This window comes from Rhodococcus sp. ACPA1, assembly GCF_002300195.1.
GTDB classification, from domain to species: Bacteria; Actinomycetota; Actinomycetes; order Mycobacteriales; family Mycobacteriaceae; genus Rhodococcus_F; species Rhodococcus_F opacus.
Genome location: NZ_NSDX01000015.1, coordinates 188,432 through 209,283, shown reverse-complemented (window position 1 = coordinate 209,283; position 20,852 = coordinate 188,432). Strand labels below are relative to the sequence as shown.

The 20,852-nt window shown below is 68.8% G+C and carries 20 protein-coding genes; 14 read left to right on the top strand and 6 right to left on the bottom strand.

Annotated elements, in window-relative coordinates:
• Positions 1-70 precede the first annotated feature (70 nt).
• Both CJ177_RS45565 and CJ177_RS45560 read left to right on the top strand, forming a co-directional pair.
• Positions 71-4,471, top strand: coding sequence for a non-ribosomal peptide synthetase (locus tag CJ177_RS45565; protein WP_095871027.1), 4,401 nt, complete (start codon positions 71-73; stop codon positions 4,469-4,471).
• Between the two features lie 15 nt (positions 4,472-4,486).
• Positions 4,487-5,890 (top strand): cell wall metabolism sensor histidine kinase WalK, encoded by a 1,404-nt coding sequence (locus CJ177_RS45560; RefSeq protein WP_061698811.1) that lies wholly within the window; start codon positions 4,487-4,489, stop codon positions 5,888-5,890.
• Here the strand turns inward: CJ177_RS45560 and CJ177_RS45555 are convergent.
• Positions 5,863-6,540 carry a response regulator transcription factor gene (locus tag CJ177_RS45555; RefSeq protein ID WP_005246198.1) on the bottom strand — a complete coding sequence of 226 codons (678 nt, stop codon included), beginning with the start codon at positions 6,538-6,540 and terminating at the stop codon, positions 5,863-5,865. The genes CJ177_RS45560 and CJ177_RS45555 overlap by 28 nt on opposite strands.
• A 105-nt stretch (positions 6,541-6,645) precedes the next feature.
• On the opposite strand from CJ177_RS45555, the gene CJ177_RS45550 reads away from it, so the two are divergent.
• Together CJ177_RS45550 and CJ177_RS45545 are read left to right on the top strand one after the other, a co-directional pair.
• On the top strand, positions 6,646-7,332 hold the full coding sequence (locus CJ177_RS45550; RefSeq protein ID WP_061698809.1) for a phosphatase PAP2 family protein: 687 nt from the start codon (positions 6,646-6,648) through the stop codon (positions 7,330-7,332).
• Positions 7,333-7,378: 46 nt separating this feature from the next.
• A complete protein-coding gene (locus CJ177_RS45545) occupies positions 7,379-7,804 on the top strand; it encodes a hypothetical protein (protein WP_061698807.1) in 426 nt (141 codons plus the stop codon).
• A gap of 41 nt (positions 7,805-7,845) precedes the next feature.
• Here the strand turns inward: CJ177_RS45545 and CJ177_RS45540 are convergent, their stop codons facing one another.
• On the bottom strand, positions 7,846-8,382 hold the full coding sequence (locus CJ177_RS45540; protein WP_025432578.1) for a carboxymuconolactone decarboxylase family protein: 537 nt from the start codon (positions 8,380-8,382) through the stop codon (positions 7,846-7,848).
• A 133-nt stretch (positions 8,383-8,515) separates the two neighbouring features.
• Between CJ177_RS45540 and CJ177_RS45535 the strand changes: the two genes are divergently transcribed.
• Positions 8,516-9,676 (top strand): zinc-binding dehydrogenase, encoded by a 1,161-nt coding sequence (locus CJ177_RS45535; RefSeq protein ID WP_095871026.1) that lies wholly within the window; start codon positions 8,516-8,518, stop codon positions 9,674-9,676.
• A 14-nt stretch (positions 9,677-9,690) separates the two neighbouring features.
• Positions 9,691-10,572 carry a DUF4436 family protein gene (locus CJ177_RS45530; protein ID WP_025432579.1) on the top strand — a complete coding sequence of 294 codons (882 nt, stop codon included), beginning with the start codon at positions 9,691-9,693 and terminating at the stop codon, positions 10,570-10,572.
• Here CJ177_RS45530 and CJ177_RS45525 read toward each other — a convergent pair.
• Positions 10,569-11,129, bottom strand: coding sequence for an ABATE domain-containing protein (locus CJ177_RS45525; RefSeq protein WP_061698804.1), 561 nt, complete (start codon positions 11,127-11,129; stop codon positions 10,569-10,571). The genes CJ177_RS45530 and CJ177_RS45525 overlap by 4 nt on opposite strands.
• Before the next feature lie 153 nt (positions 11,130-11,282).
• Here CJ177_RS45525 and CJ177_RS45520 point away from each other — a divergent pair, with 153 nt between their 5' ends.
• From CJ177_RS45520 to CJ177_RS45500, 5 genes are read left to right on the top strand one after another with little or no spacing between them, the layout of a single operon-like run.
• Positions 11,283-12,680: an MFS transporter gene (locus CJ177_RS45520; RefSeq protein ID WP_061698801.1), complete on the top strand. Its 1,398-nt coding sequence runs from the start codon at positions 11,283-11,285 to the stop codon at positions 12,678-12,680.
• A gap of 34 nt (positions 12,681-12,714) precedes the next feature.
• Entirely contained in the window at positions 12,715-13,188 is a 474-nt protein-coding gene (locus tag CJ177_RS45515) for a DinB family protein (RefSeq protein WP_061698799.1), read from the top strand.
• Positions 13,185-14,429, top strand: a complete 1,245-nt coding sequence (locus CJ177_RS45510; protein ID WP_061698796.1) for a MalY/PatB family protein — start codon at positions 13,185-13,187, stop codon at positions 14,427-14,429. The genes CJ177_RS45515 and CJ177_RS45510 overlap by 4 nt, the downstream gene beginning before the upstream one ends.
• Positions 14,430-14,436: 7 nt before the next feature.
• Positions 14,437-14,841 (top strand): Rid family detoxifying hydrolase, encoded by a 405-nt coding sequence (locus CJ177_RS45505; RefSeq protein WP_061698794.1) that lies wholly within the window; start codon positions 14,437-14,439, stop codon positions 14,839-14,841.
• 8 nt (positions 14,842-14,849) lie between these two features.
• Entirely contained in the window at positions 14,850-15,302 is a 453-nt protein-coding gene (locus CJ177_RS45500) for a nitroreductase/quinone reductase family protein (RefSeq protein WP_005246218.1), read from the top strand.
• Positions 15,303-15,307: 5 nt separating this feature from the next.
• Here CJ177_RS45500 and CJ177_RS45495 read toward each other — a convergent pair whose 3' ends face one another.
• Both CJ177_RS45495 and CJ177_RS45490 read right to left on the bottom strand, forming a co-directional pair.
• A complete protein-coding gene (locus CJ177_RS45495; RefSeq protein ID WP_005246219.1) occupies positions 15,308-15,724 on the bottom strand; it encodes a cupredoxin domain-containing protein in 417 nt (138 codons plus the stop codon).
• Between the two features lie 106 nt (positions 15,725-15,830).
• On the bottom strand, positions 15,831-16,541 hold the full coding sequence (locus CJ177_RS45490; protein ID WP_025432580.1) for an enoyl-CoA hydratase/isomerase family protein: 711 nt from the start codon (positions 16,539-16,541) through the stop codon (positions 15,831-15,833).
• 121 nt (positions 16,542-16,662) lie between these two features.
• Between CJ177_RS45490 and CJ177_RS45485 the strand changes: the two genes are divergently transcribed.
• The 3 genes from CJ177_RS45485 (at position 16,663) to CJ177_RS45475 (ending at position 19,780) form a co-directional block, all read left to right on the top strand.
• Entirely contained in the window at positions 16,663-17,112 is a 450-nt protein-coding gene (locus CJ177_RS45485) for a DUF6292 family protein (protein ID WP_061044859.1), read from the top strand.
• On the top strand, positions 17,109-18,275 hold the full coding sequence (locus CJ177_RS45480) for an AI-2E family transporter (RefSeq protein WP_061698791.1): 1,167 nt from the start codon (positions 17,109-17,111) through the stop codon (positions 18,273-18,275). The genes CJ177_RS45485 and CJ177_RS45480 overlap by 4 nt, the downstream gene beginning before the upstream one ends.
• Before the next feature lie 119 nt (positions 18,276-18,394).
• Complete coding sequence (locus CJ177_RS45475; RefSeq protein ID WP_025432581.1) at positions 18,395-19,780, top strand: wax ester/triacylglycerol synthase family O-acyltransferase; 1,386 nt, start codon at positions 18,395-18,397, stop codon at positions 19,778-19,780.
• Positions 19,781-19,783: 3 nt separating this feature from the next.
• Here CJ177_RS45475 and CJ177_RS45470 read toward each other — a convergent pair whose 3' ends face one another.
• Positions 19,784-20,830, bottom strand: coding sequence for an iron-containing redox enzyme family protein (locus tag CJ177_RS45470; RefSeq protein WP_095871034.1), 1,047 nt, complete (start codon positions 20,828-20,830; stop codon positions 19,784-19,786).
• Positions 20,831-20,852 lie beyond the last annotated feature (22 nt).

Sequence of the window (20,852 nt, the reverse complement as noted above, 5' to 3'; positions counted from 1 at the left end):
TTTCACAGCGCGCGTGTGTCACCATCGGCGGTCGTCCCGTCCCTGGGCTCGTCGTCGTGAGGAGGCGCTGATGCGGGTGATCCCGCTGACCGAGGCGCAGCATGCCATCTGGTTCGCGCAACAGCTCACTCCCGGGATTCCCTACGTGATCGCCCAATACGTGGACCTGCGTGGTCCGGTGCACCTGGATCTTCTGACGGCGGCCTCCGCGCGAGCCGTCCGCGAACTGGGGTCGTTCACCGTGCGGGATGTGGACGGCCGGCCCCACCAGGTTTACGGCGCCGGAACGCCGGAGCGGGTGCCGGTGCTCGATCTGCGGGACGAACGCGACCCGGTCGACGCCGCCGAGCGGTGGATGCGGCGGGATTGCACCTCCCCCGTCGACATGTACGGCGAGTCACTCGTCCAGTCGACGATTCTGCAGGTGGGCGACGAGCGCGCCTACTGGTACTCACGTGCTCATCACATCGCGATGGACGGCTATGCGGCGATGATGCTGATGCGCCGCACGGCCGAACTGTACGTTGCGGGAATCGACGGCGACCGACCCCCGGAGTTCCGGGCGATCGATCCGGGACGGATCGCGGCGGACGATGCGGACTATCGGTCCTCGCCCCGCTTCGACCGCGACCGCGCCTACTGGCGGGAGCAGGTGCGCGACCTGCCCCCGACCGTCGGCCTCAGCGGACGTACCCCGGACGCCGGCGCCTCGGTGCTGGTGGCGCGCGGCCGCGCGGACCGTAGCAGCGACCTCCTGCGTCCCACCGATGGCGGGAACGCGCACAGCCCGACCGTCGTGGTGGTGGCGGCGTTCGCCGCGTACCTCGCCCGCATGACCGGCACCGACGACGTGGTCCTGTCACTTCCGGTGTCCGCCAGGACGTCTGCGCGGCTGCGCGGCACCGGCGGTTCGGTGTCGAACGTCCTCCCCCTGCTTCTGCGTGGGATCGGCACCGGCACGGTGCGGGAGGCGGTGCGGGTGGCCCGAACGGCCTTGACGGGGGCGCTTCGCCATCAGCGGTACCGCCGCGAGGACATCGGCAAGGACACCGCCTCTGCCGGAACGGGTCTCACCCACTTCGGTCCGGTCCTCAACTTGATGCTGTTCAAGCAGGAGATCACTCTCGGTCCGGTCAGCGGACGCGTGCAGGTGCTGACGACCGGTCCGACGGCCGACCTGGCCGTCAACATCTATCCGGGACCACCCGGCTCGGTTCCGCGCATCGACGTCGAGGCGAATCCGGCGCTGTACGACGAGGACGAGGTCACCGGGCACCATCGACGGTTCACCGTGTTCCTCGCGCGCTTCCATGCCGCCACCGGCACGGACCGCCTGGTCGCCGAACTCGACGTGTTCCACGACGCCGAACGGGAGGCGTTCGCTCCGGCTTCCGGACTGCCGGATTCGGAACCTGTGACGCTGGATCGGATTCTCGCGGCGACCGTCGTTACCCGCCCCGACGCCGTCGCGGTCCGGGACCGAGGGCGGGTGGTGACGTACCGCGACCTCGACGAGGCCGCCGACCGGTGGGCGCGGGTGCTGACCGGGCACGGCGTCGGACTCGAGGACCTGGTGGCGGTGTCGATTCCGCGGTCGTACGAATCGGTGCTGGCGTTGTGGGCAGTAGTCAGGAGCGGCGCGGCGTACGTGCCCGTCGATCCGACCCACCCCACCGACCGGATCGCTTACACCCTCGGCGACTCCGGTGCGGCGCTGGGTCTCACCGTCCGCTCGGTGCGCGATAGCCTGCCCGGCACCATCCGATGGCTGAGCCTCGACGACGGCGACGAGAATCCGCTGACCGCGGAACGCGGTAGCCCTGTGCGCATCGAGCACCCCGCCTACGTGATCTACACCTCCGGCTCCACCGGGGTCCCGAAAGGGGTCGTCGTCACGCACGACGGTCTCGCCAACCTCGTGCAGGAGATTCGGGACAAGTACGCGGTCACAGCGCGTTCGCGGGTCCTGCATTTCGCGTCGCCCAGCTTCGACACCGCACTGGTCGAGGTGCTCGCGGCGTGCATCGGCGGCGCCACCCTGGTGATCGCGCCGACCGACGTGTACGGCGGGGCGGAATTGCGGGAACTGTTGCGCGCCGAACGCATCACGCATCTGCTGTCGACGCCGTCTGCGTTGGCTACCGTGGAACCCGGCGGATTGGATTCCCTGGAGCTGGTGATCGTCGGAGGTGAGCTGTGCCCGCAGGACCTCGCGGATCGGTGGGCAGTCGGCCGGACGATGCGGAATGCGTACGGGCCCACCGAAACCACGTGCAGTGTCACCCTCACCGATCCCATCGACCCGGGCAGCCGGGTGACGATCGGGTCCCTGATGCGGGGCGTGCGGGCGACGGTCTGCGATCCCCGGCTGCGCCCCCTCCCGCCGGGGGCCGTCGGTGAGCTGTACCTCGCGACGCCGGCGCTCGCCCGCGGATACCACCGACGACCGGCACTGACCGCCACCCGGTTCGTCGCGGATCCGGCCGGCAAGCCGGGCTCCCGCATGTTCCGCACCGGTGATCGGGTCCGCTGGACGAACTCCGCCACCCTCGAATTCGTCGAACGCGCCGACGATCAGGTGAAGGTCCGCGGATTCCGCATCGAGCTCGGCGAGATCGATGCCGCGCTGCGCAGGAACCCGGACATCGACTTCGCCACCACGATCGTGCACCGCAACCCGGCCGGAGACCCGGTCCTGGTCTCCTACATCATGGTGCGACGCGAGTCGCAGACCACACCCGAGTCGGCGAGACGCGACCTCGCACGGTTCCTGCCGGACTACATGGTTCCCGGATCGATCACGGTGCTGGACGCGGTTCCCCTGACACCGACGAAGAAGCTGGACCGCGGCGCGCTCCCCGCCCCCGACTTCGGGACGACGACCGCCCCTCGACGCGATCCGGAAACGATGACCGAGCGCACGGTCGCCGCCGTGTTCGGCCGACTGCTCGGTGTTCACTCCGTCGCGGCGGGCGATTCGTTCTTCGATCTCGGCGGAGATTCGCTGTCTGCCACGAGGGTGGTCGCGACGCTGAACGCGGAACTCGATACGACTGTCGGTGTACGTGAGCTGTTCGAGACGCCGACCGTGTCTGGGCTGGCGGAGCGGATCGACGACCGGGACGCTTCCGGATCCGGCATGGTGAGTGGGCCGGGTATCGCCGCCACCGCCGTGCCCGACCGGGTGCCGCTGTCGCCGTCGCAGCAGTTCATCGACCGCACGGCCACCACGCCGCCGCTCCACAGCATTCCGTTCACGGTGCGGGTGTCGGGGACGGTGGACGTCGTCGCGCTGCGCTGCGCTGTCGCGGACGTTCTGGCGCGCCATGGTTCGTTGCGCACCGTCTTCCCGGACTCGGCGTCGGGGCCGTATCAGCGTCTGTTGTCCGTTGGCGAGGCTCTGCCCGATCTCGCGCCGATCCCCGCCGGACCCGACGACGTCGGCGACCGGGTGGATCGGGTGCTGGCAGCGCCCTTCGACGTGCGGTCCGAACCCCCGCTGCGTGCACGGCTCTTCGCGCTGGACACACGCGATCACCTCCTTGCGTGCGTCCTCCACCACATCGCCGCGGACGGGTGGTCGCTGGCGCTGGTGGCCCGCGATCTCGTCTCCGCGTATGCGACCCGAACCGCGGGTGCACCCCCGGACCGGGAGCCGCCCCGGGTGACATACCCGCAGTACAGCGTGTGGCGTCGCGACGTCCTGGGCGCCGAGGACGATCCGGGAAGCGTCGCGTCGCGGCAGCTCGCGTACTGGACCGAGGAACTGTCGGGGCTACCGGGCGAGGTGGGGCTGCCTCTCGACCGTCGCAGGCCACGCGACTGGACGTACCGCGCCGGGCGCGTCACGTTCCGGCTCGACGAGATCGCGCATCACACGCTGGCGTCGGTCGCACACCGCCATCACGCCACGGTGTTCACCGCACTGAGGTCTGCGGTCGCGATCGTGCTCGCACGACTGAGCGGGGACACCGACATCGCCGTCGGGACCCCGGTCGCCGGTCGGAACGAGGCGGAATTGGACGACGTCGTCGGGATGTTCGTCAACACCGTCGTCCTGCGGACCCGGGTCGATCCCGGGGACACCGTCGCGGACGTGATCCGAGGCTCCCATGACGTCGAACTGCGTGCCTTCGCGCATGCGGATGTGCAGTTCGAGCGACTCGTCGAGGTGGTCGACCCGTCCCGGTCGTCGTCACTGCATCCGTTCTTCCAGGTCGCGCTGTCGTTGAACAACTTCACTCCGGCGACCCTGGACGTTGACGGGCTGCGCTTCGACATCACACCCCGGCCCCTCGACGTGGCGAAATGCGATCTCCACTTTCATTTCACCGAACGCCATGACTCCACAGGCCGGCCGGCCGGAATCGACGGCGAACTGGTGTACGCCACCGACCTCTTCGACGGGTCCACCGCCACGTCCTTCGTCGACGCCCTGCTGGCGGTCATCGGAGACGATCACGGTGCGTGAGCAACACTGAACCGTATGGAGCGGAATCTGCTCGACCCGAGGTCGTGGAACGTGCGCGCCCGGTCCGCGGCGGCTGCCGCGCTGGTGGTCACGATCTGCCTCGTCCTCGCGGGCGGAGCACTACTTCTGGTGCTGTACCGGACACTGGAACATTCGGCGCGCGACGCCGCGGACGCCCGCGCACGGCAGATCGTCGAGCAACTCCGGACCGCGGCACCGGGGGATCTCGACAGTTCGCTGTTCGCGACCGACGGCCAGGTCGGCACCATCCAGGTCGTCGACTCGGCCGGTACCGTCGTGGCCGCCTCTCCCGGCGCCGACCGCCTCCCCGTCGCGTTCGAGCCGGTGCCGCCCGGCGAGTCGCGCTATCTGGGCAACATCGATCTGGGCGGCGAGCCCGACTACTGGATCGTCGAACGGGGTGCGCAGTCACCGCCGGGTCCCGCGACCGTCGTGGTCGGGGCGGACCGCGAACCCATCGAGGGCATCCTCGGCACGGTGGCCCTTCTGATGGCGATCGGTGGTCCGGTCGTCGTCGCGATGGTGGCGGTGGCGAGCTATCGACTCGTCGGCGCGGCGCTGCTGCCCGTCGAACGGATCCGGGCGCGGGTGGCCGCCATCTCCACGGACCGACTCGACGAACGCGTCCCGGTGCCGGACACCCAGGATGAAATCGCGCGGCTCGCCGAAACGATGAACAGCATGCTCGGCCGTCTCGAGTCCGGTCACCGCGCGCAGCAACGATTCGTCTCCGACGCATCGCACGAACTGCGTAGCCCGCTCGCCACGATCACGGCCGCTTTGGAGTTGGCGCACACCCGGCCCGAACTGGTCGACACGTCGCTGGTCGATGAGTCGTTGCTGCCCGAGGCGCACCGAATGAACCATCTCCTCGCGGACCTGCTGCTCCTCGCCCGGGCCGACGAGAACGGGCTCACCCACACGTCGGTGGACGTGGACGTCGACGACCTGATGTACGCGGAGAGTGCCCGAGTGCGGGACATGTCGCCGGACTTGGTGGTGCGGGCGGCGATCGCGCCGGTCCGAGTGGTCGGCGACCCGCAGCAACTGGCGCGGGCCGTGCGCAACCTCGTCGACAACGCGCGGCGTCACGCCCGGCGTGAGATCCGCCTGATCTGCCGGACCTCGAACGACGGAGCGGTCCTCGAGGTCACGGACGACGGGCACGGAATCGCCCCGCCGGACCGGCAGCGGATCTTCGAACGGTTCGTCCGACTCGACACCCCCCGCACCCGCGACTCGGGTGGTGCGGGACTGGGCCTGGCCATCGTGGCCGAGATCGTCGCGACCCACGGGGGCACCATCGACGTCACCGACAGCGACACGGGCGGAGCGCGATTCGTGATCACCCTCCCCGTGGACGGTACTCGTCAGTCGTCTCCGGACTTCAGCCGGTAACCGACCCCGCGAACGGTGGCGATACTGTTCCCGCCGAACGGGGCATCCACTTTGCGTCGAAGATATCCGATGTACACCTCGACGATGTTGTCGTCGCCCTCGTAGTGGGTGTCCCACACCGACTGCAGAATCTCCTGTTTGGTGACCACGGACCCGGCGTTCCGCATCAAGAACTCCAGGACGCTGTATTCGCGGGGCGTCAACGCGAGTGCGGTGCCGTCGCGGGTGACCCGATGCCGGGCGGGGTCCAGTTCCAGGCCGTCCGCCGTCAGGACCGGGGGACGCCGTGGCGCGCCGCGGCGGATCAGCGCCCGCAATCGGGCCACCAGCACCACGAACGAGAACGGTTTGATCAGGTAGTCGTCGGCCCCGAGATCGAACGCGTCCGCCAGGTCGTATTCGCCGTCCTTGGCCGACAACATCAGCACCGGAGTCCACACTTCACGGCTCCGCAAGTCCCGCACGATGTCGTACCCGTGTTTCCCGGGCAGCATGATGTCGAGGACGACCACGTCGAAGTCGCCGGCCAGCGCCGCCTCGAAACCCGACACGCCGTCGTGTTCGACGTCGACGACGAACCCCTCAGCAGTCAGTCCACGGCGCACCGTCTCCGCGAGACGCCTCTCGTCCTCGACCAGAAGAACTCGCACCAGCGTCTCCTCCCTGTGCCGCGCGACTTTCAGTACAACAGACCGTCACGGCGTCGGCCACGCGCTCTCAGCGTTCCCACAGCAGGCCGTGACGACACTGGCCGGATGCCCCACACCTCTGCCGCTCACGCCGGGCTTCGTATGTCCGCCCTGACGCTGATACTGGCCGTGCTCTGCGTGCAGGTCCACGACGGCGGCCCACTGACCGGTGCCGACGTGCCCGTGACGTCGTGGGCCGTCGGAAACCGTTCCGCGGTCCTCGACCACGCGGCGCTCCTCGTCACCGACCTCGGCAGCCCCGTCGCCACCGTGGCCCTCGCCGTGATCTGCGGGCTCGCGCTCGCGTGGCATCGGCGTTCCGCGATTCCCGCCGTCCTCGTCGTCGGAACGGTCGGGGCCGCCACCACGGCAAGCACGGCCCTGAAGCTGGTGGTCGAGCGCAGCCGGCCGGCCCTCGACCTGCAGGAGGTCCTGGAGACGGATTACTCGTTCCCGTCCGGACATGTCACGGGTACGGTGGCTTTGCTCGGCATCACGGCCGCGATCCTGCTCGGCCGCCGTCGCCGCCTCGTCCGGGTGTGTGGCGGGGCCGTGGTCGGGTGCGGGGTGGTGATCGTTGCCGCGACCCGCGTGTACCTCGGTGTCCACTGGCTCACCGATGTTGTCGCCGGCGCGATCCTGGGCGCGGTGTTCGTGACGGTGGGGGCCGCCACGTACGGGCGTGTCCACCCGCCGGTCGGCACCCCCGCTCCGTCGAAACCGCTCCCGGCCGTCGACCGAGTGGGAGGCTGACGAGGGGAACAGTTCTCTGGTTCGACCCGGACGACAGGAGACCACCATGCGACTGACTACACTCGGCGACCTTCCCGCGCGCATCGCGACGGGGGGGTTCATCCTCCATACGGGGATACAGAAATGGTCGGCGGACGAGCAGACCGCCCAGGGGATTCACGGTATGGCGGCGGGAGCGTTCCCGTTCCTGAACGCGATTCAGCCGGAACGATTCATCAAGTTGCTCTCGGTCGCCGAGATCGGCACGGGCGCAGCTCTACTCGCACCTTTTGTGCCCTCCGCCGTGGCCGGGGCGGCGCTCACCGGGTTCTCCGGGGGCCTCGTGGCCATGTACGCGAGGACGCCCGCGCTGCGTAACCCCGGCAGCATCTGGCCGAACGAGAACGGCATCGCCGTCGCCAAGGACGTGTGGATGCTCGGCATCGGGTTGGGTTTCGTGCTCGGCGGGTTGTCCCGTTCCCGCTGCCGCTGACTATCTGGCGTCGATCGGACCGAGTTCGGAGACTCCGTCGGCTATTGCTCGGGCACGACGCAGAAGTCGCTGTCGGAGAACCCGGAGGGCCGGACACCGAGCGCCTGATTGAGACGTCCGCGGTGGTTCTCCCAGGCGATGGCCGCGGCGAGTTCGGTCAGTTGCGCCTCGGAGAACTCGGCGAGCAGTGAGCGTCGCAGGTCCTCGCCGATGTGGGCGGGCGTGCGGGTGATGGCCTCGGCGAACTCCAGCACCAGCTTCTCGGTGTCGTCGAATTCGCTGCTCTCACGAAATGTCGGGAGAGCGCGTAACTGCGCGTCGCTCACTCCGAGAGCGCGGCTGAACGCCGATCCGATGTCGAGGCAGTACTCGCAGTGGGTCAGCGCGGCCGCCTTGATCTCGCCGAGCGCTTTGAGGCGGGGATCGACCCTGGCGCTCGTCGCGAGCGCGAACTCGTGGAACCCGACGGCGGCGAGTAGCTGCGGGCGGCGCCGCAACCAGCGCAACAGGTCTGCCCGGTTGCGGCGGGCGGTGGGAAAGACGCGACGAAACGAATCCATCTGACCGAGGACGCTCATGCTGTCGGTGTACACCCATCGCCGGGACGGGACAACCCCCTGTGGCGACCATTCGGCAATCGTGGTGTGTGGGCGTCGGGAGTGTTCTACGTTCGGAGCGGAGGCCCACCGCGCCGCACCCGAGGAGCCCAGCATGAAGGCTGTCATCTGCACCGAGACTCGCCTGGAGGTGGGTGACATCCCGGCTCCGATCCCGGCCCGGGGTCAGGTGCTGATCGATGTGTCCCGGTGCGGGATCTGCGGCTCGGACCTGCACGCCCGCGTGCACGCCGACGAGATGGCGGAACTGGCGGCCGAGACCGGCTACCGCGACTTCATGCGCTCCCACCAGCGAGTCGTGCTCGGGCACGAGTTCAGCGGCACCATTGCGCACTACGGGCCCGGCTGCCGGAAACGGTGGCCGGCGGGAACCGCGGTGGTTGCGTTGCCCATCGTCCGCACCGGGTCGGACATCCACCTGACCGGGCTGTCGGCCTCGGCACCGGGCGGCTACGCGGAACAGGTGGTGGTGCAGGAGTCGATGACCCTGCCGGTGCCCAACGGGCTGTCGGCGGAGAAGGCCGCGCTGACCGAGCCGATGGCGGTGGCGTGGCACGCGGTGCGGAAGGGTGACGTCGGCAAGGGCCGGACCGCGATCGTCATCGGATGCGGCCCGATCGGTCTCGCCGTGATCAGCATGCTGAAGGCGTCCGGTGTCCGCGCCGTGGTGGCCGCCGACTTCTCCGCCCGTCGGCGGGAACTCGCCCGGCAATGCGGTGCCGACGTCGTGGTCGATCCTGCCGCGGCGTCGCCCTGGACGTCCTATCCGCGGCGCAGGGAGACGACCTCCATCACGGAGGTGCTCGCCCTCGGGCTGGACACCATGGAGAAGCTGCGTCGCATCCCGAAGCTGCCGTGGTGGCATGCCTTCGCCCTCGCCGACGCGGTGGGCGCAACACCGTCCGGGCCGGTCGTCTTCGAGTGTGTCGGGATGCCCGGAGTCATCGACGGCATACTGGCCGGGGCGCCGCTGCGGTCACGTGTCGTCGTGGTCGGGGTCTGCATGGAGACCGACACCTTCCGGCCGGCACTGGCGATCAACAAGGAGATCGACCTGCGCTTCGCCATCGCCTACGATCCCCGCGAATTCCGCGACACACTCCAGATGCTCGCCGACGGAAAGGTCGATCCGACGCCGCTGATCACCGGCACGGTCGGGTTGGCCGGTGTCGAATCCGCGTTCACCGCGCTCGGCAGCCCCAGGGTGCACGCGAAGATCCTGATCGACCCCGAGAACACCTCCGTCTCGTTGTGATTCGCCGAACGCCCATGAATGCCCACCATCCCCGGCTCCAGTGGGCCGTGCCGGCGCTTCTCCTCGCGCTGATCTACGCCGCGTCGCTCATCGTGTACGGGTTGAGCAGCCGCACCGGCGACGACGACGGACCGTTCGAGATCGGTAGCGACGAGGTCGTGGTCCTCGTGACGGCGAAGTCGCTGCAGCCCACGACCGACCGGGTGCAGGCCGAGGTGACGATTACCGTCGGTGAGAATTTCCTACACGCCAACGGCGACACCCTGAACCGGGACATCACGCTGCTTCTCATCCCGAGCACCAGCCACGAGGAGATCGTCTTCCGGGCGGGCGCCTCGGCCACGACCTTCGATACCGAGTTCATCGCCACCGGCAACGCGGCGTACTGGCCGTTCGACCGGTTCGAGGTGAATCCGATGGTGGTGGAGGCCTATCAGGGGCTCGGCGCCGACCGCGAACTGGTGCCCACGGCCCTGCTGCTGGAGGGCCGGGTCGACGGGTGGAAGGCACGCGCCGAGGCGGTGGCGGTCGACACGGACCTCTCCCGGAACGGCACCGGCGCCGCGCTGATGTTCGCGCGCACGGGCGGGAACCTGATCTACGCCGGAATCCTGCTGCTGATGATGACGATCCTGGCGGGCCTCGCCGCCTTCGTCGCGCTGCAGACGTTCCGCCGCAAGCGCGCCGTCAACACCGACATGCTGGGCTGGATGGCCGCGATGCTGTTCGCCGTCGTGCCGTTGCGTGGAATCCTGCCGGGAAGCCCGCCGATCGGGTCGTGGGTCGACATCGCCCTCACGGTATGGGTGGTCTCGACACTCGTCGCGTCGCTGGCCCTGTTCGTGTTCTGCTGGTGGCGGGACAGCGAAGCGCCCGCCAGCCCTGATCGCCACTAGTCGATGCTCTGCAATTTCTTGCGGCGGCGGTAGTCCGCGGCCTTGATCCGGTTGCCGCACTCCGCCATTCCGCACCAGCGGCGCGAGAAGCCGCGGGAGAGATCGACGAACAGCCGGGTGCAGTCCGGGTTCGAGCACTCCTTCACCTTCGCCATCGCCGGGGAGCCGATCAGATCGATGGCGTCCCGGGCGAGGAGGCTCAATGCGTTGCTTGGTGTGCCGGTGCTGGTCGTGTCGCCCTCGCGGGTGAGGGTGAGGGTGGGCAGCGGACCCGCGGCGGCGGTGTTGAGGAGGCCGACCTCGGCTTCCGTCGCTCGGTGGGTGCTGCCGGTCAGCGCCGCACCGACGGCGCTGTAGATCGCCTCCCGGAGGTGCCGTGCGTCGCGGACGCTGTCGGCGGACGGCGGTTCCATCTCGTCGCACAGGTTCGCCCCGGCCACCCACCGGCACAGATCGTCCGGATTCTCGAGCAGCTCGGTACGCAGGGTCCGGCGCCACAGGATGGTGCCGGCGAAATCCAGGCAATGCCGTCCACTCACATACACGAACTCGTTCACGTCACCATCTTGACAGGTGACGCGAACGAGTTCAAACTTCTTCCATGATTCCCGTCACCCCCTAGGGTGGTGACGCCAGCGAGGGTGATTCGTCTCGGTGGCAGCGACGGGACTCATTCACACAGCGTTCTCACCAAAAGGAGCCCGGATTCCATGTACGACGATGCGCGCGTCCCCGCACCGACACGAGGGCCCACCGCGCCTCCCCTGACCAGCGCCACGATCGCCGGCCGGATGGAACGACTGCCGTGGTGCCGTGTCCAGCGAAACCTCTTCCTGGTGATTGCCACCGCCTGGTTCTTCGACTCGATCGACCTGGGCGCCATGACCTTCCTGCTGTCACCGATCAGCCACCACTTCTCGCTCACCGCAGCACAGACAGGGGTACTCGGCAGCGCAAGCTTCGCCGGAATGTTCTTCGGAGCCGTCGGGGCCGGTGCCATCGCCGATCGATTCGGACGCCGGCGGGTCTTCAAGTACAGCATCATCGCCTGGGGCCTGGCGAGCATCGGACTCGCCCTGTCGTGGAACTTCGAATCCCTGCTCACCTTCCGATTCCTGCTCGGTATCGGCATGGGAGCGGAGTTCCCGGTGGCCGCGGCAATCCTCGCCGAATTCATGCCCTCGTCGAAGCGCGGGCGCTACGCCGCCCTGCTCGAGGGTGCCTGGCCGATCGGATTCATCACGGCCGGCGCGGTGTCCTACCTCCTGGTCGCCTCCACGTTCGGTTGGCGCGGATTCTTTCTCATGCAGGCCGCCCTGGCCGTGGTCGCACTGATCATTCGGCGCAACCTGCCGGAGTCACCCCGGTGGCAGGTCTCCCGGGGGCACACGGCCGCAGCCGAACGCACCCTGGCCTCCATCGAAAGCGCGGTGCGCGACGCGACCGGCCGGCCACTACCCGAGCCCGAACCCGTGCGCGGCGCGCACGGCGAGGACACCGGACGGGGTGGCTTCCGGGCACTCTTCCTTCCCGCACACAAAGCGCGCACCCTGACGGTATGGGCAGTGTGGTTTTGCCTGATGACCGGCTACTACGGGCTGACGACCTGGATCGGCAAGCTCCTGACCGACAACGGCCTCGACGTCGCCAAGAGCATCGGGTTCGTCCTCGCCATGGCCCTGTGGGGAATCCCCGGATTCCTGTCGGCCGCGTACCTGATCGAGCGGCTCGGACGGCGCTACTGCCTGGCCGGGTACACCATCGGATCCGGCATCGCCGCCTTCTTCTACGGCCAGAGTTCGGGCACGTTCGAGCTGATCCTCGCCGGATCCTTCCTGCAGTTCTTCTTCTTCGGCATGTTCTCCTCGATCTTCGCCTACACCCCGGAACTGTTCCCCACCCGCAGTCGCGGCGCGGGAGTCGGCTCCGCCACCGCCCTGGGACGGCTGGGTTCGGTCTTCGGCCCCATCGCGGTCCCCTTCCTGCTCGGCTTCGGCGGCACCGGACTGGTCTTCTCCACCAGCGCGGTCCTGTTCGCGATCGGCGCACTGATCGTGCTCACCCGCCTGCCCGAGACGAAAGACGCTGTCCTCGAACAGATCCACTGACTTTCCGCACCTTCCCACCACGAAAGCGAATCCCGTGAACACCGACGAATACCTGTACTTCCTCGACCGCGCGTTCGACGGCATGCTCGCCGTCCTCGGCGAACTCGGCGACGAGCGCGCCAATCAGGCACCACCCTTCGACGGCGCGAACTCCCCCTGGGCCATCACCTACCACTGCACCCAGGTGGCCGACTACTGGATCGGGCACCTGATCGGCGGCCGCGAGAGCAACCGTGACAGAGAGGCCGAGTTCACCGCCCGGGGAACCATCGCAGACCTCACCCGCACCATCGCCGCCGTGCGGGCGAACCTGCAGAAGGACCTCGACGGCTTCGACCCCGCTGCGCCGCTGACGAATACCCCACCGGCCGACTACGAGGGGCCGAGCCGCCAACTGACCCCGAACGGGGTCCTCCTCCACGTGCTCGAGGAACTCGCCCAACATCACGGACAGGTCGAGGTTTCCCGCGACGCCCTGTCGACCGTCCCAGCGGAAGCAGCGTTGTGACTACCTCGACGACACCCCACTCCCTGTTCCCGGGATTCGACGACCTCGACCTCGGTGCGCTGTCCCGGCGCACCGGGGTGAAATGGGCGCGCGCGGTCGAAGCCGGGGCACTCCCGTCGTGGGTCGCCGACATGGACTTTCCCGTCACCCCGGAGATCCGCGACGCGCTGAAGGACGTCATCGACCGCGGCGACCTCGGGTACCCGAACTGGTTGGGCGGCACTCCCCTGCGTGCCGAGTTCGCCCGGCGGATGTCCGACCGCTACGGCTGGCAGGTCGACCCTGCAGACGTGCGGGAGCAGACCGATCTGATCCAGGCCCTGCAGCTGATCCTTCGTCTCGGCACCCGACCCGGGGATGCGGTGGTCATTCAGACCCCGAACTACCCGCCATTCCTGGCGACGATCGAAACGATGGGGCGGCGCACCGTCGAATTCCCCTTCGTCGACACCGAGAACGGGTGGGCTCTCGACTTCGACGAGTTCGAGCGGACCCTGGCGCAGAATCGTCCCAAGGTGCTCGTCCTCGTCAATCCGCACAATCCGACGGGTCGAGTGCACACGCGCGGCGAACTCGAGCGCATCGCCGAACTCGCCGAACGGTACGGCCTGCTGGTGATCAGCGACGAGATCCACGCCGAACTGATCTACCAACCGCACCGGCACATCCCGTTCGCATCCATCAGCGAGGACGCCGCATCGCGGACCGTGACGGTCACGTCCGCCGGGAAGGCCTTCAACCTCGCCGGTCTGCGCTGCGCGGTGCTGCATTACGGTCCCAAGGACCTGCTGGCGGTCCGGGACAACGAACCACCCGACCTCTACGGCGCGGTGTCGGTTCTCGGGGTCGTCGGATGCCTCGCCGCATGGCAGCACGGGCAGGCGTGGCAGGACACCCTCATCCGCGTCCTCGACCGCAATCGCGCACGGGTCCACGACGTCCTGACCCGGGCGCTGCCCGAGGCCCGGCACCACCTGCCCGAGGCCACGTATCTGAGCTGGGTGAACGTCTCGGCCCTGCCGGTGGACGATCCGATCGACCGCATCCGCCGCGCCGGGCACGTGCTCGTCGACGGCGGTGCGCCCTTCGGGAAGGCCGGTGACCGGTTCATCCGGATCAACTTCGCCACCTCGGAGACCCTGCTCGACCGGGTCCTGTCCGGCATCACCGGCGCGCTCACCGGCGGACACCCGGACCCCGCCGCGCCGTCCACCCAACTCGACCCCTGCACTCTGACGTAAAGGACCGATGCACGTGAACACCGCCATCGCCACCACCCACGCGCCGTCCGCGGCGCATCTCTACAACCAGGGCATCCAGGTCGGCGACCTGGTGTTCTGCAGTGGGCAACTGCCCCTGACCGCCGAATCGGGCGTGCTCGTCGGAAAGGACGATCCCCGGGCCCAGACGCGCCAGGTCTTCGCCAATGTGGCCGCGGTGCTCGCCGCGGCAGGCAGCTCCCTCGAGCACGTCGTCAAAGCGACGATCTTCCTCACGTCGATGGAGCATGTCACCGCCGTCAATGCCGTCTACGCCGAAACCTTCGCCGGCATCAAACCCGCCCGATCCTGCATCGCCGTGCGCGCACTCCCGCACCGGGATGCGCTCGTGGAGATCGAGGTGGTTGCCACGAGAGCGCCGAGTTCGGAATAGTCGAGGACATGGTGCGCCGGACCGGAAGAGTGCTGCCGCCCTGGTATCTCGCCCACGTCAACAGGGTGATCGTCGGGCTGCATCGCTTGGGCGTACCGATGCCGATGCCCGCGCTCACCGTCCCCGGCCGGAAGACGGGCGTGCTGCGGTCGACGCCCGTCTCACCGTACGAGGTGGACGGCCGGCGCTACGTCGTCGCGGGATACGCCGAATCGGACTGGGCGAAGAACGCCCGGGCAGCCGGGCGTGGTGAGCTGACCCGGGGGCGGCGACGCGAGCGTGTCCGACTGGTCGCGCTGCCGGTGTCGGAGCGGGGCCGGATCCTTCGCGAGTTCCCGACCCGGGTGCCGCACGGGGTCACCATGTTCCTCGAGGCCGGGACGGTCGCGAACTCCTCCCCGGAGGCGTTCGCGGCCGCCGCGGACCGGTGCGAGGTCTTCCGCATCGAGCCGCTCGACTGACGGGATCACCGAACCTCGAGCGTGCCCACCATGTTCGGGTGATAGGTGCAGTGGAACGCGAACGTGCCCGGCTGACCGGGGACGGTGAACGTCGCGGTCGCACCCGGTTCGACCTCCACGTCGAACAGGTCGCCGGTGTCCGCCGTCACGGTGTGTTCGGCGGTGTCGTCGTTGCGGACGGTGACCTCTTCTCCCGGCGCGAACGTGCCGGGCAGGGTGTACTTGAAATCGGAGATCACGATCTCCCGCTGAGCCGCCCCCGCAGGCATCGACATGGACATCGACGGCATGCCGGACATGGGATGGTCCCCGCCGTGCGCCGTTTCCGCCGAACCGGACGAGTCGTCACCGTCGCTTCCGCACGCGGCCAGCGCGAAGACGGCCAGCAGGATCGGCAGGACAAGTGTCAGAACGCGTTTCATGGTGGTCGCCTCCGGATGACGGTGAGAACGGATGCCCGACGCCCCGCTCCTCGCGGGAGTAGTACCCGTTTTCACGGCAGACACCCCTCGGTGTGCCCGTGACTCGTCAGCCGCCGTTCAGCGCCTCCTGTGACTCGAGGTTCGCCACCGGGGTGCGGAGCGAGGCGACGGCGTCCGCGTAGAGGGAGCACTTGATCTCACCGAGTGTGCGACCGCGGGTCGCGACGAGCCCCTGCGCGTGTTCGACGGCCCTGGTGAGCACGTGCTGCTCGGGGGCGACCTCGTCGACGAACCCGAGTTCGCTCGCGGCGACGCCACCGTACCGACGGCCGGTCACCAGGGCGGTGTGCACGGCCCGCGCGGGCAGCCGGGCCGCGAGCAGCGCGATGCTGCCCGGCGCGTAACTCGCCCCGATGGTGATGCCCGGCAGGCAGAAGTAGCCGCGGTCCTCACGCATCACCCGGTGATCGTGGGCCGCCGCGAGGATGGCGCCGCCGCCGAAGGTGTGCCCGGTCAGCGCGGCCACGGTCGGCAGGGGGAAGGTGAGGATCCGCGCGAACAGGCCCTGCACACGGTCGATGTAGGAGTTCAGCTTGTCGGTGTTGGCGACGACCCAGGCGGTGTCGAGACCGGTCGAGTAGAACTTTCCGAGCCCCGTCGTCACCAGTGCGGCGGGACCGTCGTGCTTCTCGACCTGATCGAGGAGGCCGTCGACCCTGTCGATCCAATCCGGGTGGAAGGCGTTCTCGCTGTCGGGTTCTCCCTCCTCACCGAAGTACAGGACGAACACATCTCCCGAGCGCTCCACGTAAGGCATGCGGCGAGGCTACCCGGAGACGGGCGCGTCGCGCCCCTCGAGCACCCACACCTCGGTGGGTGAAGTTTCAACTGTCGCGGGGCAGGGTATGTCGATCGTCAAACAGCTGAGGCGGTGGACGATGAAGAGCGGAACAGGCATTGCCGACACCCGCACCGTTCGGGACTACATCCACACGGTGGCCAGGAGCGTTCACGCCGACTCCATCGACTGGTGGGACAGCGACGGCATCGAAGTCGTCCTCGTTCTGCCGCTCCGGTTGCATTATCTGCCGGGACGCAACGCGGTGCTGGCGTGGAACCGGACCTTCGGCTGGTCGCTCGGCGTCGAAGGATTGGGCCGCCGCAGCGTCATCGTGATCGACGGCCTCGGTATCGGGCGGATGCCGTCACCCGCCGTGTGCGCGGAAAAAGCGGTGGAGTTGATCGACGACTATTGCCGCTCGACACCCGCATCGCCGGTTGCGCCGACAACCGGGCCCGGCACATCGACCGCCGCCGATCGGTGCTCCCGCATCGGACGGGACACTGCCGGCGGTGGACGGCGGGACAGAGTCGTCAGACGACCGTGACCACGGGCGCCGGGGGCCACGACGACAACGTGGCCCAACCGCATTCCCCCGCGGAGGAGCAGCCGATCATCGCCGCGGAGGAGGGCGCGGCGCGCATCAGCACGGCCGCGCATCCGCTCGGGAGGCCCGGACCGCGGTTCGATCGCCGATCCCCGTTCTTCATCGGGCTGGCCGGGGCCGCCGGTGTCGCCGTCACGTACGCCCTGATCGAGGTCGTTCTCGCGGCCCGCGGGGTGCTGGTTCTCATCGCCGTCGCCGCATTCCTCGCGATCGGCCTCGAACCTGCCGTGTCCTGGTTGGTGCGGCACGGATTTCCCCGATGGGCTGCGGTCGCAACGGTTTTCGTCCTCGCCTTCGCTGTGCTGGCCGGGTTCCTGGCCGCGGCGATCCCGCCGATGGTGACGCAGGGCGGCGCACTCGTGCACAACGCCCCGGACTACCTGGGGCACCTCGAGCAGAACTACCCGGTACTGGGGGAACTCAGCACCCGCTTCCATCTGCAGGACGAACTGCGCCGGGCACTCGATGCGGGCAACGTGCCGATCGTGGTCGGCGGGATCGTGGGTGCGGGCAAGTTCGTGTTCAGCGCCATCAGCGGCACCGTGATCGTGGTCGTGCTCACCGCCTATTTCCTGGCCGACTTCGCACACATCCGGTCGTCGATCTACCGCCTGGCCCCGAACTCGCGGCGTCCACGCACGATTCTGATCGGCGACGAAATCTTCGCGAAGGTCGGCGGATACGTGCTCGGGAACCTCCTGATCTCGCTGATCACCGCCGTCCTCACGTTCGTGTGGCTGGTGGCCTTCGACGTCCCCTACCCGTTGCTGCTGGCCGTCCTGGTCGCCGTGCTGGACCTGATTCCGGTGGTCGGATCCACCCTCGCCGGTGTCGTGGTGGCGCTGGTCGCCCTCACCGTGTCCCTGCCGGTGTCACTGGCCACCATCGTCTTCTTCATCGCGCTCCGTCTGTTCGAGGACTATCTTCTCGTTCCCCGCATCATCGGCCGAACCGTCAAGGTGCCCCCGATGGTCACCGTCGTCGCCGTCCTCATCGGCGGCGCACTGCTGGGGATCGTCGGGGCGCTGCTCGCGATACCCGTCGCGGCCGCCGTTCTGCTTCTCGCCCGCGAGACGGTGTTTCCGCAGCTCGATCGCGGCTGAGCGGGCGGGGCACGAAAACGGCCTTGCGGAAGAAGTTTCCGTGTTCTGCTTACCCTGGAGACGTGGGATGCGCCGGGGCATGCTCGGGCCGTGTCCCGAGCATGAGAAAGAGGCGCTGGATGTCGGTGATGAGTCCCACCGAGGCGATGTTCGTGCTGTTCGAGACGCCGTCGCATCCCATGCACGTGGGTGCGCTCGAACTGTTCGAACCGCCGCGCGAGTCGGGGCCCGATCATGCCCGGTCCATGTTCGAGGCGTTGATCTCGCACGAGGGCGCGTCGGACACGTTCCGCCGGCGCGCCGTACGCCCGCTCCGCGGCGCCAGTTACCCCTGGTGGTCGTTCGACGACCACATCGATCTCGGCTACCACGTCCGGCACACCGCGGTCCCGGGCCGGGGCCGCATGGAGGACCTGCTGTCGCTGGTGTCCCAGATGCACGGCATGCCGCTCGATCCGCAGCACCCGATGTGGGAGATGCACGTCATCGAGGGGCTCGCCGACGGACGGACGGCCGTGTTCTCGAAAATTCACCTGTCGCTGATGGACGGACCGGCCGGGCTGCGGCTTCTCCATCACGCCCTGTCGACGGACCCCGACGCCCGCGACTGCCCCGCACCGTGGACGCCCGGGGTCGCCGGCACGTCGCGGCGGGAATCCGTGCTGCCGGTGGCCGTGGTGCGGGCCGGGGTGCGGGCCGCCACCAGCATCGTCGGGGTGTTGCCTGCGCTCGCGAAGGTCGCCTACGACGGCGTCCGCGAGCAGCATCTGACCCTTCCCCTGCAGTCGCCGCCCACGATGCTCAACGTTCCGGTCGGCCGGGCCCGGAAATTGGCGGCACGGTCGTGGCCGATCCGGCGCCTGGTGTCGGTGGCCACCGCGGCCAGCACCACGATCAACGCGGTGGTGCTCGCGATGTGTTCGGGGGCGCTGCGCCGGTATCTCCTCGAGCAGTACGCGCTGCCGGACGCGCCGTTGACGGCGATGCTGCCCGTGCCCCTCGACCTGGGCGGCACGATGATCGGTCCGCGCGGCCGCGATCACGGCGTCGGCGCGATGGTCGTCGGCCTGGCCACCGACGAAGCGGATCCGGCGGCACGCCTCGCCCGCATCAGCGAATCGGTCGAGCACACAAACCGTGTGTTCGGCGCGCTGAGCCACACCCAGTTCCAGCTGATGAGCGCGCTGGCGATCAGCCCGATCCTGCTCGAGCCGGTCCGCCGGTTCGTCGACGACACTCCCCCGCCGTTCAACGTGATGATCTCGTACATGCCGGGCCCGTCGAGGCCGCGGTACTGGAACGGGGCCCGCCTCGACGCGGTGTATCCGGCGCCGACGGTCCTCGGGGGGCAGGCGCTCAGCATCACCCTCACCAGCCGGTCCGGTCAGCTCGACGTCGGCGTCGTGGGCGATCGGCACGCCGTCCCCCACCTTCAGCGGATCATCACGCACCTGGAGACGTCGCTCAGCGATCTCGAGCACGCGGTCGCCGCGTCCGGCACCTGACCCCTAACCGGGCGGCTGCCGCAGCGACGTGCGGTTCGCCTCCCAGCACCGTGTGACATGGTCGCCGACGAGGTCGTCGAAGGCGAGGCAGGCCGCGGCCCCCAGCAGAATGTCGTCGGCCACTGCGGGCCGTGCCGCGACCAGCCCGCCGGCGAGGTCGCGGCAGACGATCTGTTCGTGCACGGAGTCGGCCTCCACGTGCTCGTCGAAGAACAGGGTGGCCGCCTTCCCGAATCCGAGGCGGCGTAGTCCGGCGGCGTATTTCTTGCTCGGCAACGCGGACGTGGTCTCCACTGCGCACAGGTGCCCCACCAGGGCCCCGAGACGGCTGCGGTGCAGGCCGAACAGGGACAGCGCGTTGAGGGACGCCAACGTGAGGGCGGGCACCGCGTCGATGTAGTGCGCGTAGCCGTCGGACAGCCCCAGTTCGCGCATCGTGGTGGCGAACAGTGCCGAGTGCATCCGCTCGGGCCTGCCGCCGCCGTATTCGTCGGACTGCACCTCCACCAGCGCCGCTTTGGGTGCGCCCGCGAGCCGCGGGATGCCGAGTGTGTGCACGTCGGCCTCACGCAACTGGTTCAGGGAACGGTGGATCAGCAGTTCCCGGAACTGGGTGAGATCCGCGTCGTGGGCCATGTGACCGGACAGTCCCGGCGCTGTGCTGGGGGCGGTCATCGCCCACAGCGCCGCCACCACGTCGTCGGCGCCGGTCGGTGCGTCGGCGACGTCGCGGATCGCCGCGTCGAACGGAACCTCGAGCGCCGACCGGGCGGCGATCAGGTCGCTGTTCCACTCCCACTCGTCGCCGACACCGGTGATCCCCTGCAGGTGCAGTTCGTAGAGCGCGGTCAGGCAGATCTGCGCGTCCTCGTCGAAGAGGAACGCCCGCGGACTGTCGCGCGCCGACGAGGCGAGGGAGCGGGCCGCCGCCACGAACGGTTCGGCATCGGCGCCGTCGGCGCGCAGAATGGAGAACAGGAGATCGCTGACGGGACCGCGCGGCTTCGGAAAGGGCATGGACGTTCCCGATTGCGCCACCGTGTCCGACATCGACGGAGAGTGCAAGGTAGTC